Origin of the sequence: Arthrobacter antioxidans, assembly GCF_023100725.1 — a bacterium.
GTDB lineage: Bacteria > Actinomycetota > Actinomycetes > Actinomycetales > Micrococcaceae > Arthrobacter_D > Arthrobacter_D antioxidans.
Genome location: NZ_CP095501.1, coordinates 1,553,350 through 1,566,170, shown reverse-complemented (window position 1 = coordinate 1,566,170; position 12,821 = coordinate 1,553,350). Strand labels below are relative to the sequence as shown.

Here is a 12,821-nt window from a genome sequence, read left to right as displayed (position 1 = left end):
CTAAGGCGCTACTGCCGCTCCATGGGGTGTTTGCGGAGAAAACCCGCAAGGGCTCTCGCCAGCTGCGGAGCGTGGGTGAGTGCCAGGGAATGATCCGCTCCGCTCAACATTGCTTCCTCGGCCTGCGGGAGCCAACGGAGCATGAGTTCTCCTACTTCGGCGAACCACGGTCCACTCTCGGTTCCGCCCACATAGAGGACAGGCTGGGTGATCCTTGCCGCATCCTCCGCGCCGAAGCGCCACGCAAGGAGCGACGGTATATCGGTGGCGAAGAACGTGTCGGCGTCACGTTCAACCTGCGCGGTTCCGCCAGGGAGCATTGCTTCGAGTTCTGTTCGCCACCCGGATCCCGTAAGGCGTGTCATGAAGTAGTCCATCGCCGCCGCTGATCCGTGTTGCCGGTAGTAAGCCGTGAGTCGAGCGTTTGCGCTGCGAAATTTGTCAGCCGTCGGGGTGTGTACCGGTGGTGGTTCGGCCAGGCACAGTGTGTGGACCCGATTCGGAGCGGATGCGGCCAGTTGCAGGGCCACGGCCCCGCTGTAGGACCCCCCGAATAGGTGTGCCTTCTCAACGCCGAGCGCGTCCAGTAGCTGTTCGCAGTCCCTCGCGTCCCGCTCCACCGAACCGCGTCCGTCGACAGGACTGCTGCCCCCGTAGCCACGGCGGTGATAGACAATGACCTGATAAGCGTCAGCCAATTCACCCTGGACCGCGAGGGGCAGGAATTCGTCAGCGGTAACGGCGGTCTGAATCAGTACGACGGGCTCGCCCCTCCCACGCACCTGGGCCTCCACCACCGCGTCCGCAAGCGGGACCTGGATCCACTCCGACCGGGACATGCTCACCTTTCCCTGCCGTCTACGCGGCAGTGCACTGCACTGGCCGGAAGCCCTGGCCACGAACGGAACACCTGACGGCCCGAACGGCACTGAGCGCAGGGCACACGGGTAGGTCCGACCACCACATGCCCGCAGACCACGGTCTCATGAACCGCTGCGTGTTCTCACCGATGCCTCAGATTGGAGATAGCCCTGACGTCCGCAAGGCGTGGGGGCTTCAAGAGCCTCTTGCAAAGCATGGACAGCAGGTTCATCCTTGGCTGCACGCGTCCAGTGTTGAAATGCTTGTGGGAGGAAAGATGGATGAGGAGCCAGACGCTGAAGCCATCGCTGAGCGCGTTCTTGCCGCGGCACTGGGCATGATGGACGTGCTCTCCATACATCTCGGGGACCGCCTCGGCTGGTACAGGAGCCTTGCGGCCGAAGGGCCGGCGACGCCGTCCGAGCTCGCGGCACGCACAGGAACGTCGGAGCGCTATGCCCGTGAATGGCTTCACCAGCAGGCAACCACCGGTCTTGTCGCTGCGGACGACGACGGCGAAGCTCCCCGCTTTCGCCTGCCACCAGCTGCCGCTGAGGTACTCACGAACGCGAATAGCCTGAACTACCTTGCACCCCTCGCCCGGATGCTTGCAGGTGCTGCGGTGCAGCTACCAGGGCTACAGGACGCTTACAGGGCCGGCGCCGGCGTCAGCTGGGAGGACTTCGGCGATGAGGTCCGGGAATCACAGGCCGACATGAACCGCCCGTGGTTCGAACAGGAACTCGGGACTGCTTTGAACCAGGTTCCCGAGCTGGTTGCCCGGCTGCAGGAGCCCGGTGTTGAGATAGCAGACATCGGCAGCGGCGGCGGATGGTCGACCATCGCCCTCGCGGAGGTCTTTCCGTCCGCGCGGGTCACCGGCTTCGATATCGACGCGGCATCGGTGGATCTTGCGCGCACCAATGCGGCGGACGCCGGTAGCGCCGTTGAATTTCATCACCTGGACGCCTCCGGATTGCCGGCTGACCAATTCGACGCAGTATTTGCCTTCGAATGCCTACACGACATGCCCTATCCCCAGGACGTGCTCTCTGGTGTACGACGGTCATTGAAACAGGGTGGAACAGCGGTTGTCGTGGATGAAGCCGTCGCCGAGATTTTCAATCCTCCCGGTACCGAGGTCGAGCGACTCATGTACGGATTCAGCCTACTGATCTGCCTGCCGGATGGGATGTCGCACCCGAACAGCGCGGGAACTGGCACGGTCATGCGCCCTGAGACGTTGCGTCGCTATGCCTCGGCCGCCGGTTTCGACGAGTTCAAGATTCTTCCCATCCAGGATTTCGGCTTTTTCCGCTTCTACGAGTTGGCAAACTCCACTCGCTAGGCCGGTCTCCCTCAGTCGGCGCCCGCATAGTGCCAGACCGGTCGCGCCCACCCGGTCGGACCACCACTGGAACAGCTCACCGCTCGGGACGCTCCAGCCGAGGTCGTCGCCGGGTGCGGCGATGGCGCGGGATGAGGAGACGATGGAGGGACGCTCTACCGGCTGCCACTTGTCGCTGCATGGAACAAACGATCGAAGCTCTCGGTACCGTGCGGCGGCGCCTCGACGCCAATCGCTACCTGCCAGCACTTGTTCACCTTACTGGCGTCTTTCTTGCCGGTTCTCCCGCCCGCATTCTTCTCCACCTCGGGTTCCTGTTCCTTGCGGACCAAAAGATAGGCTCCCGGGACCCCGTTCACATCGAACTCGTGCCTCGCGCCCGAGACGATCAACTGCTCAAGTTGTTCGGGCGTCATGTTCTGTGCCGGATTTCCGGAGAGTTCCGTCAACACCACGTTGATTCGATCACTACAGGTGGAGAGACGTGCTTTGACCTTCATGGAAGTCGATCTCCAGAACTTGATGGTCCACGCAAGGCCGAGGGTGCAGGAAAATACGATGACATAGGTCGGACTTCTCAATTCCGGCACGAAGAGAAGTGCGGCCAACGGAACCAGCGCCCATAGGAAGGCATAAACCAGAAAGGTCCCGACGAAGTAGAAGAAGGAGAAGGAAGCATAGTCCTTCCAGTCCTTGTCGTCGAACTTCGCCATGATGATTTCTTTGTCTTCAGTCATTGCGCATGGTGACCCTTGACTTCCACTAGTGCTTCGGCGAGGAACACTGCTTCTCGGGCCGACTCGAGCTCAGCGTCGATTCCCCCGGTGACGGCCGTTCCCATAACGCTTCGATCCTGAGACATTGTCCGACTCAGTGCACTTCTGTCCTGGGTGAGCATCCGAGAAAGATCCAGTTTCGCCTTGCTCTGTTCCAGCTCCATGAGGGACGCGTCAAGATCCTTGTGCCTGTCCTCGATCATCCGGCGCTTACCCTCGAGGCGCCGTGTTCGCTCTTCGAATGTCCGCTCGAGGGTGGTCGCATCCCGCAGAAGGTCGGCAAGCAGTTCGTAGCCGGTTGTGTCGCCACGATACTCATCGATAGCCGCCTCGACTTCCCGTCGTCGATCGACCCAGCCCTGATGCCCAACCTGGTTCTCCCTGTACAGTTCAGCGACCAGCGGTGCGGCCAGATCCACCAATGCACGCTTCTCCCGAAGGGTGACGACTGCGTTTTCGAGGCGATCCATGAACACCGCATAATTGTCGGTGCTTTCTTCAGCACGGTGCGCACTCCGCATCGGGTCGATCTCCATCCTCGGTGGTAGGACTCGCGGGCAATCTGCCACGGCAAGAACCAGCCTATTCCTCGGAACCGGATTGCTCCCCTCTCACGGCTCACATCCACGTGTGTCCTTTTCTGTGCGACAGACCGGACAAGATCCTGCACCTGCATCTGCGCTGCAGGATTGCGAATTCCGTGCCGGGTGGTGATCGAGCCGGATACCCGGTGGAATCCGGGAGCCGCATTGGTGGAGGCTGGCACACTGAGCGCATGGCCTTCGAAAGATTCCCCCTCCGGAGACTCACCGAGCACCCGAAGAACACGCTCGACCGGCGGATATGGCCGGCCACGCTGGCCCCTGTCACCACCATCCTCGATGAGGGGCTCGATCTCGGTCCCGCCACCGTCCTGGTCGGTGAGAACGGGTCGGGGAAGTCCACCATCGTCGAGGCCATCGCCCTGGCCTACGGGCTCTCCCCCGAGGGCGGATCCACCGGCGCCCGGCACTCGACACGCTCCACCGAGTCTGTGCTCGCAGACCACCTCCAGCTGGTCCGGAACGCCGGCGCCACCCGCCGCGGGTACTTCCTGCGCGCCGAGACCATGCATGGTTTCTTCACCTACCTCGAATCGAATCCGAGCACCACGGGGCCGAATGTTCCGTTCCACGAGATGTCCCACGGCGAGTCCTTCCTCGAGCTGGTCGTCGACCGCTTCCGCGGCCCCGGCCTGTGGGTCCTCGACGAACCTGAATCGGCCCTCTCCTTCTCAGGATGCCTGGCCCTGCTCGGTGTCCTCAAAGAACTTGTCGCCTCAGGGAAGTCGCAGGTGATCATGTCCACGCACTCACCTCTCCTGGCAGCACTACCTCAGGCGCAGATCCTCGAAGTCGGCAGCTGGGGCCTGCGTCCCCGACCTTGGGAAGACCTGAATCTCGTCACCGCCTGGCAAGCCTTCCTCACCGCACCCGAGCGGTACCTCCGACACCTCTAGCTCTTCGGGAAGTGGAGAGCACACCGATGCGCCGCCGTCAGTGGCCTTCAGGTCAGGCGCTCAGAAATGTGGATCACGACGTCGTCCCCGAGCCCTTTGCCGATCTTCTTCCGCAGTCTCGCGCTGATCGACAGCATGTGCCCGCCCTTCCCTGTGGGCATCAGGGCAACAGCAAAAGGTTCACCGTCGACGCTCCCAGCTACCCTTACCGCCTTGCCGGTGCCGAACAGTCCCTTCGAGTCGGGAACCTCGACACACGCCCACAGGTCACCCTTGACCTCCACCCCGATCGGAGCAGTGAACCGGAGGTCCATAGGACCCAGAATCGTACTCATCACGGATACCCTTCTTTCGCCCTTCCCGATCAGCGTGCCCGAAAGAATTGCGGGCGTCCATCGATTCATCTCTCCCGTACGCCCGTTCCCGGCCCGCGCGCAGATCGCCTATTCGACGCCCGGAGGATTGCTCACCAGGACTGCGAGACGAGCCAGGTCGGCTTCGACCATCCTGATATCCCGGGCGAACTCCACATCGCTGAGCTCGATCTGGCGAACGGTGAAGATCACTTCGGCTCCATCCGGGTGAGCGAGCACCCGCATCGGATTGGTGACGATGGTCCCGGACGGCAGGACGACGTCGTGATCGAGCACCCCGAACCGGTTCCGTTCCACGAACTGGATCCGGACACGCCCCATCGGGGACTCGACGAACAGATTCCGCCCCTCCTGCACCACCTCCGACTGCGCGAGACCGGCCGCCCACTTCGGGAGATTGCCGATGTCGGACGCGAACTCGTAGACAGCCTCCTGGGATGCCGTGATGATCCTGCTCACGTGATGACTTCGCATAGGCCAAGCCATATACCGCCCCGCACCACCGTGTAAAGGCAGGACCCGCCTCGTTCTCCCGGGGAAGGAGGCTCCGCTCCGGGAGCGCACGGTCGAGCCCTCCCGGAGTACAGGAAGATCATGGGAGCTGGGACGGATAGGCTTTCCGAAGCCGACGGAAGGGGCAGCATGCCGCACGCACGCACTGACGAGGACCGGGCCATAGTCATGGAGGCTGCCCGCAGCATCATGGTCCACACTGCCCGCCGGCAGGAACTGATCACCTACGCGGACCTCAATCAGCAGATGAGCAAGGACACCGATACGGAACCGTTCGATCTCTCGCAGGATGCCGACCGCGATGCCCTCGGTGCGCTCCTCGCCGACGTCGTGAAGGAGGACCTCCTGCACAGCCGGTTCATGCTCTCGTCGGTCGCGACGCTCTCGGAAGTTGAACGGGAGCCCGGGAGTGAGTTCTATATGCTCGCGGAGAACCTCGGCCATCTCGAGTTCGGTGCCTCCCGGGAACGGAAGTACGCGTTCTGGGCCGAGCAGCTGAAGCTGACCCACGACCATTACAAGCGCCGGATCTAGGATCCTGCCGTGGAGTCCAACAGGTCGTGACCGCGCCGGCCTCCTCCCCGCTCCCCGTTTGGGGGATCACGCGCGAAGCGGTCGCCCGTAGGGATAGTCCACCCACTCGCCGACCGCCGCCCGGGCACCATGCCGCGTGGTCCAGTAATCAGCGGGGTAGCTGCCCCCCTTGAGCACCGCGTCGAGGTCGACGTCGGGCTGGACCGTTCCGTCCGCATACCGGACGTCGAAGGTGATGAACGAGCGGAGCTTCGTCCTCCGCAGGATCAGGGTCCGGTGCGGCTTGGTGACCCTGATCGCCCGGACGGCAACCGGCATGGTGTCGGACACGGTGTCTCTCTTTCGATCGTCGTGGGGTGACCCGGGCGGACCCCGGCTCGATGGATGCCGGAGGGCCTAGGCAGGACCGTCGACGGAGCGCGCCGGTCCGGCGGTGGGGCGCATCATGGGCGGGCTGAGGTAGTCGTCCTTCACGATGAAGAGCGCCGCCGGAGCTCCCCTGGAGCGGAGCGCCTTCCGTCCGGTGTCGGTCAGGGCACCGGTCATCTTGCGGGTGAAGTTGCCGGCATCGAGCTTCTCGGTGTTCCAGACGGCCTCGTAGACATGGCGCAGCTGGTAGAGGGCGAATTCCTCGGGCAGGAGCTTCGCCGCGGTGAGCGTGTATTCGATCTTGCCGGCGAGGCGCTCGAGGGCGGCGGCGAGGATCTCCCGGTGGTCGAAGGCCAGGGTCTCGGTGGCAAGGACCTCGTGGACGGGATGCCATCGGGCGGCCGCGGCGTCGCTGCCCGGGTCGAGCTCGGGCAGCGACCGGCCGTCGGTCGCGAGCAGCACCAGGTGGGCGATGGAGACGACGCGCATGCGCGGGTCGCGCCTGGGTGAGCTGTAGGTGGCGAGCTGCTCGACGTGGGCGCGGTGTGCCCCGAGGTCCAGTCCGGTCTCCTCCTCGAGCTCCCGCCAGGCGGCCTGCAGCGCGTCCTCGCCCGGCCCGACGAAGCCGCCGGGCAGGGCGAGCTGCCCCTTGAAGGGATGTCCACCGCGCCGGACGAGGGCAGCGTGCAGGGTGTTCCCGAGGACGGCGACGACGACGAGGTCCACGGCCAGGGCGACCGAGGGATAGTCCTTCGGCTCGTAGTTCTCGAGGAACCGCTCTTCGTCGAGGCTCACGGCTGTCCTGCCAGTACCGTGCGGGTGGCCCAGGGCGGGGAGGTGAAGCGGTTCCGCTGGGCGATGATCAGGTCGACGACCTCCGTCGCCGTGGCCCTGCGCCGGTCGTGGTCGCCGGAGACGAGGATCCAGGAGTGACCCTCGCGGGTCAACTCCTCCTTGAACCATTCGGTCATCTCCGCCCGGCGGTGCTCCCCTTCGCGCCAGCCGTCGTCCTCGAAGGCGACGCCCTCGTGGTCGGTGATCAGGTAGAGGTCCCGGCGTGGCAGCTGCGTCATGGCCCGGTAGGAGCCGTGGCTGCCTTCGCCGAGGTAGTACCGCTCCCACAGGGTGGTCGCGAGACTGTCGGTGTCGGCGATGACCAGCGGGCACCGCGCGGCGGCCTCGTTCTCCAGCTCGTTCTGCCGTTCACCGATCACGGCGAAGTCCTCGGCGGTCCAGACGAGGTCGGCAAGGACGGCGTCGGGATTCTCGGCCTGTGCGGCGGCGAACTTGTCGTAGGTGTAGTGGCGGCCGAACTCGGGGACGTCGACGAGCTCGGGGTACCGCTTCCGGTAGTGCGCGGTGAGGGCCCTCGTCAGGGTGCTGGTACCGGTGGACTCGGCGCCGACGAGGATGATGCGGACGGCCATGTCCTGCCGGGCGGGCTTGAGGATGGTCCGCCAGGCCGCGGTGAGGTCGTCCCGGCACAGGGTCCCGCTGACCGGGTAGGCGGTGCGCGCTGCGTCCACCAGGACATGGGCGGCGCCGAAGTGCTCGGCCAGTTGCTGTCCGTACTCCTCGGAGCTGAAGACGGCGTCGATGCTCGTGACGCCCCTCATCCTGAGGGCGATGCGCAGCGCCTCGTCGTGGGCCTTCCAGATGGCCGGTGACTGGTAGTCCTCGGGGCAGTCGTTCGGCATCCCGAGGACGGTCACGTTCGTCTCCTCGAACTCGGCGGCGAGCCACTTCACGCGGTCTGCCAGCTCGATGTTCTCGAAGCGGTTGCCGAGCACGACGACGGCGAGCTCGTCGGAGTGCTCCGCGGCCGTGCTGATGAGGTGACGGTGGCCGGCGTGGGGCGGGTAGAACTTTCCGATGACGACGCCCTGGGCGAAGCGGGTCATGCTGACACCCCCTCGGGTGCGGTGGCGGCGACAGGGGCAGCGTCGGTGCGGGTGCGCTTCCAGTCCATCAGGCCGTAGACGCACAGTGCTGTGAACCCTATGTAGAGGATGGCAGTGAGGTTCAGGCCCCGCGAGAAGTAGAGCGGGATGGACACGAGGTCGATGGCGATCCAGACGTACCAGTGCTGGAAGATCTTCTTCGCCTGCCCGTAGGTCGCCAGCAGCGAGGCCGCGAGGACGAAGGCATCCGGCCAGGGCACCTGGGAGTCCGTCCCGTGGGTGAGGATCATGGCGATCCCCACGGTCGCCGCGATGACGATGCCGAGACCGGCGAGGGCCTCGGCGCGGCCGGCGTCGCGGATGGGCAGGTCGCCTGTTGCGTCGGTGTCCCTGGCGCCACGGACCCAGTTGTACCAGCCATAGACGGCGACGGCGGCGAAGACGGCCTGCAGCAGGGTCTCCCCGTAGAGCCCGGCGCCGAAGAACAGGACCATGAAGGCGATGTTGTTGACGATGCCCACCGGCCAGTTCCAGGCCCGTTGCCGGGCGACGCCGTAGACGCAGGCCGCGCCCGTGATGAAACCGATGACCTCGATCCAGCTGACAGGTGCTCCGAGCAGGGTTGCTGCCGGTGAGTTCATCCAGTCCAGTACCGCGGTCATCTCGCGCTCCTTGTTTATTGTCAATCTGACAATAAACACTCTAGGGCGACGTGGCACGGAATGGAAGACCCCGCGCCGGCGGCGCGTGGCGCGCCTCGCGCGGAACGCGCGCTACGCTCGGGCCATCTGATCGTTCGTCAATGGGGGTAGCTGTGCGTCTGGATGGAATCGGGTTCTTCGTCATTCTCGTCGTCTGGCTCATCGTGCCTGCGATCACCGGCTTCATCCTGTACTGGATCGTCCGGCTCGGAGTGAAGCACGGGCTGCGGTCGTACTACACCGACTCCCCCGGGCGGCCCCCTTCCACCGAGTAGCGGAAGCTTCCGCCAGGTCACGGATCCCGTGGATGACCGTCCGGAAGGCACTGCCGCTTCCTGATGCGCGGGCGTAGCATGCCGCCATGTCGGCACCCGAGGAACGCTACGAAGACGCCCTCGCTGCGGCGTCCGGGCACGTACGCCAGTGGCTCCAGAGCCAAACCCGACGGCGCGTCGGCCCGAGCAGGACCGCCGCCGATCTCGCAGCAGATTTCGGCGGCCCCCTCCCCCGTGCCGGGTCCCCGGCGGCCGACGTGGTGGACTATCTGGCCGCGAAGGCGGAACCCGGGCTGATGGCCATCCCCTCCGGGCGGTTCTTCGGCTGGGTCATGGGCGGCACGCTTCCCGCGGCGCTGGCTGCGGACTGGCTCGTCAGCGCCTGGGACCAGAACACCGGGCTCCGCTACGCGACCCCTGCTACTGCCGCCATCGAGGAAGCCGCCGGCACCTGGCTGCTCGACCTCCTGAACCTGCCGCAGACAGCGGATGTCGGCTTCACCACGGGCGCCACGATGGCCAACTTCGCAGGACTGGCCGCGGCCCGGTGGCGGCTGATGACCGACGCCGGTTGGGACCTGGACGCCGAGGGCCTCACCGGTGCACCACGGATCCAGTGTTTCGTGGGCAGGGAACGGCACGACACGATCGACCTGGGGCTCCGCTACCTGGGGCTGGGCCGGCCCACGGTGGTGCCGGTCGACCGGCAGGGCCGCCTCGACCCGGCGGAACTGGACCGTGTCCTGACCCTCGCCTCGGCAGACGCCGGGCGCGGACGGTCGAGCGGGTCGGGCCGCACCCCGCTGTTGGTCTGCCTGCAGGCCGGGAACCTGCACTCCGGGGCCTTCGACCCGTTCACGGAGGCGATCGCCGTCGCCGACGCCCACGGAGCCTGGGTCCACGTGGACGGCGCCTTCGGACTGTGGGCCGCCGCCGTGCCGGAGCTGGCGGCCCTGACCGCGGGAGTGGAGGGCGCCGACTCCTGGGGCACCGACGCACACAAGACACTCAACGTGCCGTACGACTGCGGCATCGCGGTGGTCCGCGATGCCACCGCGCTGCGTGCCGCGATGGGCGTGCACGCCAGCTACCTCGTCCAGGCCACGGACGGCCCCGCGGACCCCTTGGAGACCGTCCCCGAGCTGTCCCGGCGTGCCCGTGGCGTCCCGGTGTGGGCGGCCCTGAAGTCGCTGGGCCGGGACGGCGTCACCGACCAGGTCCGCGGGCTGGTGCGGCACGCCCGGCACCTCGCGGAGCGATTGGCCGCCCTGGAGGGCGTGGAGGTACTCAACGACGTCGTCTACACCCAGGTCTCACTGGCGTTCGGCGACGACGCCACCACGAGGGCGGTGACGGCCCGGATCATGGCCGACGGCCGGGTGTGGATGTCCGGTTCGCGCTGGCAGGGCCGGGACATCCTGCGGATCTCGGTGAGCAATTGGAGCACCGACGACGCCGACACGGCCGTCGCCGTCGACGCGGTGCGGGACGCCCTGGCGGCGGTGGGGACTGAGGGCGGAGCGACCGATCAATGGGGGGATTGAAGCTCGAAAGAGGTCCCCTGGTCTCCCTCGCACGTTCATCGAAGTCCAGCGCACTCCGATGCGCTCACCGCTCCACACCGTGCCGTCACCCTTCCCCCGATATAGCCGGAGGTCTCCGGTCCCGGTGGCACGGGTGCCGAGGCGGTGGCCGCAGTGGCGGCCGAGCAGGCTGCGACCGAGGCGGAGGACGCTGCACTAAAGCGAACTCAGCCCCAGAACTCGTCCGACTTGGTCTGGTCCTCGAAGAACTCCTTGGCCTCGATCACCTTTCCGTCCCGGAGTGCGAACACGACGACCGTGACCTGGTCGTAGGTCCTTCCGTCGATGTCGGCGTGGCTGTGATGGATTCCCACGGTGTGCTTCTCCCCGCCGACGATGTCCTGGACGGTTACTCGGAGTGAGCCCCGGGAACGGGATCCCAGTTCGCCGAAGTAAGCCAAGACAGCGTCGCGTCCCCGCTTCATGCCGGACAGCACTCCGGTTCCAGGGACGGACCACACCGCGTCGTCCGCGAACAGTTCGCCCAGAGTCGCCAGATCCCCTGCGATGAATGCCTCATATCCCCGCCGAACCACTTCACCGTCTTCTGCAGCTCCCATGTCAGAATCCTCTCCGTCTGCCGTATCGATCATGCTGGGACGGCAGAGCCTATTCCTGGGCGGAGCGCAGATCAATGGCCCGACCCCAGGATTCGTGGCCCAGTCGAGGATCGTCCCGGATGCGCCGGCCCGGCGGCGTGGACCTGCCGCGTCGAGCAGGTCTCCGACCGTAAGTCCACCACTGACGGGCCGCAGGATCACGGTCGTCAGGACCAGATCCAGTGGCTTGCGGGCACGACTGCGGTGGCTTCGGCGGTCCGTCGAGTGCGGCGTCGGGGTGTACTCGACGCAACACCTTCACACCCACTCAGGGCGGAAGCGGTATCGGTCAATCGGTGCCGACACTGCCCTGACCGTAAGGTGAACCATGGACTTCCGAGACATTGTGCTGACTGTTATCGGGGCGGGACTGATTCTCTTGATGGCCACCGACGTCTTTCACACACTCCTCTACCCCCATGGTGCGGGACCTGTTTGCAGGATGATCATGCGCGCGTTGTGGTTGCTGTCCCGACGGTTCGCCGGCCGTGCCGTCGCCGTCGCCGCCCCCGTTGCAATGGCAGCCGTGATCGGCGCCTGGGCGTCGTTGGCCATCATGGGATGGGCTCTGTTGTACCTTCCGCACCTACCGGAGGGGTTCGTCTACGCAGACGGCGTTCCCCACCGCGGCGACCTCACCGAAGCCCTGTACTTCTCGATGGTCAGCCTATCCACGGTCGGTTACGGAGAAATAGTTCCGGCGACGCCCTTGCTTCGATTCGTCACTGCAGCGCAGGCCGTCACCGGCTTCGGGTTGCTCACCGCCACGGTCTCCTGGATTCTGCAAACCTATCCAGCACTGAGCCGTCGCCGCGCTCTTGCCCACGATCTGAACCTGTTCCGAGAGGCCGCCGGCCAGCAGGGCCTATCCGCGCTGGAACCCGGACATGCCGCTGCATTGCTTGAATCGTTCGCCAGGAGTGTAGCCACGGTCAGCATCGATCTGCTGGCCTTCAACGAAACGTACTACTTTCACGAAGCACAGAGGAGAGGATCACTGCCGGCCACCATCACCTATGCACAACTGCTAGCCTCCGAAGCGCAGGCAAGCACTGACCCCGACCTGCGTTTTGCCGGACGGATGATGCACGCAGCCCTTGATGACCTGGCAGATGTCCTGCGTGGAAGATTTGGTCACTCAGGGAAAACCACCTCAGCGGTATTCGAAAGCTACGAAACACACCACAGACACCGCCGGAAGCCGGATGCAACGGCCGCCTAGAACGTCTTCCACTCGTCAAGCCGTGAACCCCAGGTCGATGCGGGGCGCTGGCCGCGAAGCATCTGCACTGACGGGCCGGGCGATCCGCGATCGACTCCCCCAGGGCAACAAAAAACCGCCGGACCCAAGCTCTTACCTTGGATTCCGGCGGTTCGTTGTGGAGCTAAGGGGATTCGAACCCCTGACCCCCTGCATGCCATGCAGGTGCGCTACCAGCTGCGCCATAGCCCCGAATCTGCGCTGCATCGTCCGGGCGAACCGGCCGAA

Annotated in this window: 16 protein-coding genes, 1 tRNA gene and 1 pseudogene; 6 read left to right on the top strand and 12 right to left on the bottom strand. The window is 65.4% G+C overall.

Annotation, left to right across the window (positions count from 1 at the left end; translation table 11 throughout):
- Positions 1 to 8: 8 nt before the first annotated feature.
- Positions 9 to 839 (bottom strand): alpha/beta fold hydrolase, encoded by an 831-nt coding sequence (locus tag MWM45_RS07155; protein WP_247828849.1) that lies wholly within the window; start codon positions 837 to 839, stop codon positions 9 to 11.
- A 299-nt stretch (positions 840 to 1,138) separates the two neighbouring features.
- On the opposite strand from MWM45_RS07155, the gene MWM45_RS07150 reads away from it, so the two are divergent.
- Positions 1,139 to 2,209 carry a class I SAM-dependent methyltransferase gene (locus MWM45_RS07150; protein ID WP_247828848.1) on the top strand — a complete coding sequence of 357 codons (1,071 nt, stop codon included), beginning with the start codon at positions 1,139 to 1,141 and terminating at the stop codon, positions 2,207 to 2,209.
- A 3-nt stretch (positions 2,210 to 2,212) separates the two neighbouring features.
- Here the strand turns inward: MWM45_RS07150 and MWM45_RS07145 are convergent.
- From MWM45_RS07145 to MWM45_RS07135, 3 genes and pseudogenes are all read right to left on the bottom strand, one after another.
- Positions 2,213 to 2,353: pseudogene (locus MWM45_RS07145) on the bottom strand (dihydrofolate reductase family protein); the annotation flags it as partial.
- A gap of 11 nt (positions 2,354 to 2,364) precedes the next feature.
- Positions 2,365 to 2,946, bottom strand: a complete 582-nt coding sequence (locus tag MWM45_RS07140; RefSeq protein ID WP_247828847.1) for a hypothetical protein — start codon at positions 2,944 to 2,946, stop codon at positions 2,365 to 2,367.
- Positions 2,943 to 3,521 carry a hypothetical protein gene (locus tag MWM45_RS07135; RefSeq protein ID WP_247828846.1) on the bottom strand — a complete coding sequence of 193 codons (579 nt, stop codon included), beginning with the start codon at positions 3,519 to 3,521 and terminating at the stop codon, positions 2,943 to 2,945. Before MWM45_RS07135 ends, MWM45_RS07140 begins: the two co-directional genes overlap by 4 nt.
- A gap of 239 nt (positions 3,522 to 3,760) precedes the next feature.
- On the opposite strand from MWM45_RS07135, the gene MWM45_RS07130 reads away from it, so the two are divergent.
- Complete coding sequence (locus tag MWM45_RS07130) at positions 3,761 to 4,483, top strand: AAA family ATPase (RefSeq protein WP_247828845.1); 723 nt, start codon at positions 3,761 to 3,763, stop codon at positions 4,481 to 4,483.
- A 47-nt stretch (positions 4,484 to 4,530) separates the two neighbouring features.
- On the opposite strand, the gene MWM45_RS07125 is transcribed toward MWM45_RS07130, so the two are convergent.
- Both MWM45_RS07125 and MWM45_RS07120 read right to left on the bottom strand, forming a co-directional pair.
- Positions 4,531 to 4,818, bottom strand: a complete 288-nt coding sequence (locus tag MWM45_RS07125) for a DUF1905 domain-containing protein (protein WP_247828844.1) — start codon at positions 4,816 to 4,818, stop codon at positions 4,531 to 4,533.
- Positions 4,819 to 4,926: 108 nt separating this feature from the next.
- Positions 4,927 to 5,316 (bottom strand): SRPBCC family protein, encoded by a 390-nt coding sequence (locus tag MWM45_RS07120; protein WP_247828843.1) that lies wholly within the window; start codon positions 5,314 to 5,316, stop codon positions 4,927 to 4,929.
- Positions 5,317 to 5,499: 183 nt separating this feature from the next.
- Between MWM45_RS07120 and MWM45_RS07115 the strand changes: the two genes are divergently transcribed.
- On the top strand, positions 5,500 to 5,904 hold the full coding sequence (locus MWM45_RS07115; RefSeq protein ID WP_247828842.1) for a hypothetical protein: 405 nt from the start codon (positions 5,500 to 5,502) through the stop codon (positions 5,902 to 5,904).
- Between the two features lie 66 nt (positions 5,905 to 5,970).
- Here the strand turns inward: MWM45_RS07115 and MWM45_RS07110 are convergent, their stop codons facing one another.
- The 4 genes from MWM45_RS07110 to pnuC form a co-directional block, all read right to left on the bottom strand.
- Positions 5,971 to 6,234: a hypothetical protein gene (locus tag MWM45_RS07110; RefSeq protein ID WP_247828841.1), complete on the bottom strand. Its 264-nt coding sequence runs from the start codon at positions 6,232 to 6,234 to the stop codon at positions 5,971 to 5,973.
- Between the two features lie 66 nt (positions 6,235 to 6,300).
- Positions 6,301 to 7,068, bottom strand: coding sequence for an NUDIX hydrolase (locus MWM45_RS07105; RefSeq protein WP_247828840.1), 768 nt, complete (start codon positions 7,066 to 7,068; stop codon positions 6,301 to 6,303).
- Entirely contained in the window at positions 7,065 to 8,174 is a 1,110-nt protein-coding gene (locus MWM45_RS07100; protein ID WP_247828839.1) for an AAA family ATPase, read from the bottom strand. The genes MWM45_RS07105 and MWM45_RS07100 overlap by 4 nt, the downstream gene beginning before the upstream one ends.
- Positions 8,171 to 8,836 carry a nicotinamide riboside transporter PnuC gene (gene pnuC / locus MWM45_RS07095; protein WP_247828838.1) on the bottom strand — a complete coding sequence of 222 codons (666 nt, stop codon included), beginning with the start codon at positions 8,834 to 8,836 and terminating at the stop codon, positions 8,171 to 8,173. The genes MWM45_RS07100 and pnuC overlap by 4 nt, the downstream gene beginning before the upstream one ends.
- 152 nt (positions 8,837 to 8,988) lie before the next feature.
- Here pnuC and MWM45_RS07090 point away from each other — a divergent pair, with 152 nt between their 5' ends.
- Both MWM45_RS07090 and MWM45_RS07085 read left to right on the top strand, forming a co-directional pair.
- Positions 8,989 to 9,150: a hypothetical protein gene (locus MWM45_RS07090; RefSeq protein ID WP_156135135.1), complete on the top strand. Its 162-nt coding sequence runs from the start codon at positions 8,989 to 8,991 to the stop codon at positions 9,148 to 9,150.
- Positions 9,151 to 9,236: 86 nt separating this feature from the next.
- Positions 9,237 to 10,694, top strand: coding sequence for a pyridoxal phosphate-dependent decarboxylase family protein (locus MWM45_RS07085; protein WP_247828837.1), 1,458 nt, complete (start codon positions 9,237 to 9,239; stop codon positions 10,692 to 10,694).
- A gap of 206 nt (positions 10,695 to 10,900) precedes the next feature.
- Here the strand turns inward: MWM45_RS07085 and MWM45_RS07080 are convergent, their stop codons facing one another.
- Complete coding sequence (locus MWM45_RS07080) at positions 10,901 to 11,326, bottom strand: nuclear transport factor 2 family protein (RefSeq protein ID WP_247828836.1); 426 nt, start codon at positions 11,324 to 11,326, stop codon at positions 10,901 to 10,903.
- Between the two features lie 334 nt (positions 11,327 to 11,660).
- Between MWM45_RS07080 and MWM45_RS07075 the strand changes: the two genes are divergently transcribed.
- A complete protein-coding gene (locus MWM45_RS07075; RefSeq protein ID WP_247828835.1) occupies positions 11,661 to 12,554 on the top strand; it encodes a potassium channel family protein in 894 nt (297 codons plus the stop codon).
- 158 nt (positions 12,555 to 12,712) lie between these two features.
- Here MWM45_RS07075 and MWM45_RS07070 read toward each other — a convergent pair.
- A tRNA-Ala gene (locus tag MWM45_RS07070) sits at positions 12,713 to 12,785 on the bottom strand.
- Positions 12,786 to 12,821: the final 36 nt, after the last annotated feature.